The organism is Roseateles sp. (assembly GCF_036404855.1).
Lineage (GTDB): Bacteria > Pseudomonadota > Gammaproteobacteria > Burkholderiales > Burkholderiaceae_C > Pelomonas.
This window is the reverse complement of sequence record NZ_DASWYS010000186.1, coordinates 1-4642: the sequence shown is the minus strand read 5'-3', so window position 1 is coordinate 4642 and position 4642 is coordinate 1. Positions and strand designations below refer to the sequence as shown.

The 4642-nt window shown below is 68.8% G+C and carries 6 protein-coding genes; 3 read left to right on the top strand and 3 right to left on the bottom strand.

Features of this window, described 5'->3' with window-relative positions; genetic code table 11:
- Positions 1 to 47 precede the first annotated feature (47 nt).
- The 3 genes from cysT to VGF12_RS12535 are packed head-to-tail and all read left to right on the top strand — an operon-like array spanning position 48 to position 2850.
- Positions 48 to 917, top strand: coding sequence for a sulfate ABC transporter permease subunit CysT (cysT, locus tag VGF12_RS12545; protein WP_331176374.1), 870 nt, complete (start codon positions 48 to 50; stop codon positions 915 to 917).
- Positions 914 to 1798, top strand: coding sequence for a sulfate ABC transporter permease subunit CysW (gene cysW, locus VGF12_RS12540; RefSeq protein ID WP_331176373.1), 885 nt, complete (start codon positions 914 to 916; stop codon positions 1796 to 1798). Before cysT ends, cysW begins: the two co-directional genes overlap by 4 nt.
- Entirely contained in the window at positions 1798 to 2850 is a 1053-nt protein-coding gene (locus tag VGF12_RS12535) for a sulfate ABC transporter ATP-binding protein (protein ID WP_331176372.1), read from the top strand. Before cysW ends, VGF12_RS12535 begins: the two co-directional genes overlap by 1 nt.
- Here the strand turns inward: VGF12_RS12535 and VGF12_RS12530 are convergent.
- The 3 genes from VGF12_RS12530 to VGF12_RS12520 all read right to left on the bottom strand — a co-directional run.
- The gene (locus VGF12_RS12530) at positions 2847 to 3794 is read right to left on the bottom strand and encodes a hypothetical protein (RefSeq protein WP_331176371.1); all 948 of its coding nucleotides are present in this window, start codon (positions 3792 to 3794) and stop codon (positions 2847 to 2849) included. The two genes, VGF12_RS12535 and VGF12_RS12530, sit on opposite strands and share 4 nt — an antisense overlap.
- Positions 3795 to 3860: 66 nt before the next feature.
- Positions 3861 to 4292: an adenylyltransferase/cytidyltransferase family protein gene (locus VGF12_RS12525; RefSeq protein ID WP_331176370.1), complete on the bottom strand. Its 432-nt coding sequence runs from the start codon at positions 4290 to 4292 to the stop codon at positions 3861 to 3863.
- On the bottom strand, positions 4292 to 4642 hold a 351-nt coding region (locus VGF12_RS12520), incomplete at its 5' end, for a CDP-glycerol glycerophosphotransferase family protein (protein ID WP_331176369.1). The genes VGF12_RS12520 and VGF12_RS12525, both read right to left, overlap by 1 nt.

Sequence of the window (4642 nt, the reverse complement as noted above, 5' to 3'; positions counted from 1 at the left end):
GGGAATGGCCTGGCGCTCGCCCCGAAATGCAATGAACAGCAACTGATATGGCTTCGTTTTCCCTGGGACGACGGCGTGTGCTGCCCGGCTTCGCGCCGACGCTGGGCTTCACGCTGTTCTACCTGTCCCTGATCGTGCTCGTGCCGCTAGCGGCCGTCTTCTTGAAGTCGTCCGGCCATGGCTTCGATGCCTTCTGGGCCGCGGCCACGTCGCCGCGCGTGATGGCCTCGTACAAGCTGAGCTTCGGTGCCTCGCTGATCGCGGCCGCTATCAACCTGGTCTTCGGCCTCATCCTGGCCTGGTGCATCGTGCGCTATGAGTTCCCGGGCAAGAAGCTGGTTGACGCCCTCATCGACCTGCCCTTCGCGCTGCCGACCGCCGTGGCCGGCATCGCGTTGACGGCGCTGTACGCGCCCAACGGCTGGGTGGGCTCGCTGTTCGCCGCCGGCGGCCTGCTGGCGCCCCTGTTCGGCGAGGGCGGCGCCAAGATCGCCTTCACGCCACTGGGCGTGCTGCTGGCATTGATCTTCATCGGCCTGCCGTTCATCGTGCGCACGGTGCAACCGGTGCTGGAGGACATGGAGACCGAGCTGGAGGAAGCCGCCGCGTCGCTGGGCGCCCAGCGTTGGACCACGTTCCGCTACGTCGTGCTGCCGACGCTGCTGCCCGCACTGCTGACCGGCTTCGCCCTGGCCTTCGCTCGCGCCGTCGGCGAGTACGGCTCGGTGATCTTCATCGCCGGCAACATTCCCATGGTCAGCGAGATCACACCGCTGATGATCATCGCCAAGCTGGAGCAGTACGACTATGTGGGCGCCACCGCCATCGCGGCCGTCATGCTGATCTTCAGCTTCGTGCTGCTGCTGGCCATCAACGGCCTGCAGGCCTGGAGTTCGCGTCGGGGGAGCAAGCGATGAGCGCCGCATTGCATCTGGCGCCGCCGCGCGCCCGCGCCAAGTACCAGGACAACCCGGCCACCCGTGAGGCACCCTGGGTGCGGCGCGCACTGCTGGCCCTGGGGCTGGGCTTCTTCGCCATCTTCCTCGTGCTGCCTCTGGTGGCCGTCTTCACCGAGGCGCTGCGCAAGGGCTGGGAGGTCTATTTCGCGTCGCTGGCCGACGAGGAGACCTTCTCTGCCATCCGCCTGACGCTGATCGCCGCGGCCATCGCGGTGCCGCTGAATCTCGTGTTCGGCCTGAGCGCATCCTGGCTCATCGCCAAGCACGAGTTCCGCGGCAAGCAGCTGCTGATCACGCTCATCGACCTGCCCTTCTCGGTATCGCCCGTCGTGGCCGGCCTGATGTACGTGCTGATCTTCGGCGCCCAGGGCTGGTTCGGCCCCTGGCTGCAGGCACATGACGTGAAGATCATCTTCGCCGTGCCCGGCATCGTGCTCGCGACCGTGTTCGTCACCTTCCCGTTCGTCGCCCGCGAGCTGATCCCACTGATGCAGGCCCAGGGACGGGACGAAGAAGAGGCCGCCACCGTCCTGGGTGCCAGCGGCTGGCAGACCTTCCGCCGTGTCACGCTGCCCAACATCAAATGGGGCCTGCTGTACGGCGTCATCCTGTGCAATGCGCGCGCCATGGGCGAGTTCGGAGCCGTCTCGGTCGTGTCCGGCCACGTACGCGGCCTGACCAACACGCTGCCGCTGCACGTCGAGATCCTCTACAACGAATACCAGTTCGCCGCTGCATTCGCCGTGGCCTCGGTGCTGGCGCTGCTCGCGCTGGTGACGCTGGTGATCAAGCAATTCATCGAATGGCGCGCCAGCCAGTCGACCACCAAGGACGCATGATGGGCATCGAAGTCCAGAACATCCACAAGAGCTTCGGCAACTTCACCGCGCTGGGTGACGTCTCGCTGGACTTCCCGCGCGGCGAGCTGGTCGCGCTGCTGGGCCCGTCGGGCTGCGGCAAGACGACGCTGCTGCGCATCATCGCGGGCCTGGAGCAGGCCGACCGCGGCCGCGTGCTGCTGGACGGCCAGGATGCCTCGGACACCCATGTGCGCGAGCGCCAGGTCGGCTTCGTGTTCCAGCACTACGCGCTGTTCCGACATATGACGGTGTTCGACAACGTCGCCTTCGGCCTGCGCGTGAAGCCCAAAAAGCAGCGCCTTCCCGAGGCAGAGATCAAGAAGCGCGTCACCGAGCTGCTCAAGCTCGTGCAGCTGGACTGGTTGGGCGACCGCTTCCCACCGCAGCTCTCCGGCGGTCAGCGCCAGCGCATCGCGCTGGCCCGCGCACTGGCCGTCGAGCCGCGTGTGCTGCTACTGGACGAGCCCTTTGGCGCGCTGGACGCCAAGGTGCGCAAGGAGCTGCGCCGCTGGCTACGCCGCCTGCACGACGAACTCCACATCACCAGCATCTTCGTCACCCACGACCAGGACGAAGCGCTGGAAGTGGCCGACCGCATCGTGCTGATGGACCATGGCCGTGTCGAGCAGGTGGGCACGCCTCAGGAGGTTTACGAGCGCCCGGCCACGCCCTTCGTCTACGGCTTCCTGGGTGCCGTCAACCGCTTCGTGGGCCATGCCCGCGGCGGTGTGCTTCACATCGGCGAACATCAGCTGCCGGGCGCCCATGGCGAGGGCGAAGTGCAGGCCTATGCCCGCCCGCACGAGCTGCAGATCGTCACCGACCAGGCGGCTCCCGGCCTGGACGCCACAGTGGAGCGCGTGCTGTCCTTCGGCGCCAGCGCCCGCGTGGAGCTGATCGGCCCGGACGGCCAGCCGCTGGAAGCCGAATTGACGCGCGATCAGGCGGACGAACTGCGCTTGCAGGGCGGTCAGCGCGTGAAGCTCAGTGCGGCCCGGCTCAGCCTGTTCGAGGCCGGCGCCGGCATCTAGGCCTGCAGCACGCGAGCGATCTCGGCCGCCGCGCGAAACAGGGGCTGGCTGGCCGCCGAGGCCAGGCCTTGAGCCCGCTGCGCGGGGCCGGCGTCCGGCAACAGGGGCGGCCGCACGCCCAGGCTGCAATGGCGCAGGCGCAGCGGCACGGCGGCCAGCGCCTTCGCCACGGCCGGCAGCCGCGCACGCAGCCAGGGCAACGCCTCCGCGCGCTCGGCGCAGCAATGCAGCAGCAGGCCGTGGCGCCACTGCAGCAGCACCAGCACCCAACCCTCTGGGGTGGCCAGGTTCATGCTCAGGCAGATCCCTCCGTCCGGCACCCCTGGCTCCGCCAGCCCGCCCCCGCCCTCGCGGGCTGCGTCGTCATGGCCGGTCGCTGCCGGCCAGAAGCTGCTCAACGGGCTCAGCAGACGCAGCCAGACTATCTGGCCCAGCCAGCCAGTGAGCTGCACCGGCGCAGCATGGGCCGCCAGTTGGGACTCGGGGCCCAGCGCCTGTCCCGCCGGCCCCTGCGGCGCGCGCAACTGCTCAGCCAGCAGTTGGGAACGCCACTGCACGGCAACCTGCACCGGCAGGCGTGCGTCCTGGTTCAAATGCCAGCGCTGCAGCCGGCCCTGGTCCGGCCGCAGGGCGCGCCAGCCCCATTCATCGCCGGGGGTCTCCTCGGGCACGGCATCGGTGGCCGCCTCGCGCTGCACCAGTTGCAGCTCCAGCCGCGGCTCGCGCGACAGCACGCGCAGCAACAGCGTGTCGCCCGGCCGGGCCAAACCTGCGGGGAGACCCAACTGCAGGCCGTCCTCGGCATCACCCAGCAGCCCGCCGTCGGCCATCAACGCGACGCGCAAGCGCAGCAGTTCGCCGATCTGCGCCTCACGCCCGCCGGCCTGGCGGGGCCAGGCCTCGATGGGCCGCACGGGCCTCAGGGCGGGGATGGGGGCGTTCATGGGCAGACGAGCTTGCCCTGAAGAAAGGCGACCGTCACGCGGGGAACTTAACCCCGGCCCTGCCGCTCAGCCCCGGATGTGCTGCTTCAGCCCGGTACTCGATACGCCCAGCGTGCGCGGCAGGCACACCACTTCGCACAGCACCTTGAGCTCGTCGAAGCGTCCCTGCCAGTCATCGCCCATGACGAAGGCCTGTGCGCCATAGCGCTGAATGTCCCGCGCCTTCTGCTCCCAGCCCTCCTCGGCAATGGCGAGGTCCACGTAGCGACAGGCGCGCACGAGCTCGATCCGGTCGGCGAAGGGCACCGCGGAGCGTTTCCCCTTGACCGCGTTGAACTCGTCGGTGGACACGGCCACGACGAGAAAGTCCCACTGCTCCTTGATGCGGCGGAACAGGTTGACATGGCCGATGTGGAACAGGTCGTACGTGCCATACGTGATGGCAACACTGGGAGCAAGCCCGGCATGCAAACGGCCGGGTGGCGGGGCCAGGGGCATCAACGCACTCCGAGGGCCGCGTCGAGTTCCTCGGCGACCAGCGCCACCAGGCGTTCGCCCGCCGCGCCGTCCCGGCGGTCGTGCAGCACCTCCAGCAGGTGACGCCGCGCCTGGCCCGAGGCTGTGCTTTCCTTGGCAGCCTTCAGCAGCTTCAGCAGCTCCACGGCCGTTCCCGCGACGGGTCCGGGCGGGTTCGCCAGCTTGGCGTCGAACAGCTGGCGCGACTGCGTCGTATAGGCCGCGTGGTCGGGGCGGAACAGCAGCACGGGACGGTCCAACAGAAGGTAGTCGAACATGATGGACGAGTAGTCCGTCACGAGCAGGCTGGCCTGACGCAGCAGCGGATAGAC

Excerpts from the sequence above, each read along its gene's own strand:
- cysW (WP_331176373.1), top strand. The coding sequence starts at position 914 with ATGAGCGCCGCATTGCATCTGGCGCCGCCGCGCGCCCGCGCCAAGTAC.
- VGF12_RS12535 (WP_331176372.1), top strand. The coding sequence starts at position 1,798 with ATGGGCATCGAAGTCCAGAACATCCACAAGAGCTTCGGCAACTTCACC.
- cysT (WP_331176374.1), top strand. The coding sequence starts at position 48 with ATGGCTTCGTTTTCCCTGGGACGACGGCGTGTGCTGCCCGGCTTCGCG.
- VGF12_RS12525 (WP_331176370.1), bottom strand. The coding sequence starts at position 4,292 with ATGCCCCTGGCCCCGCCACCCGGCCGTTTGCATGCCGGGCTTGCTCCC.
- VGF12_RS12530 (WP_331176371.1), bottom strand. The coding sequence starts at position 3,794 with ATGAACGCCCCCATCCCCGCCCTGAGGCCCGTGCGGCCCATCGAGGCC.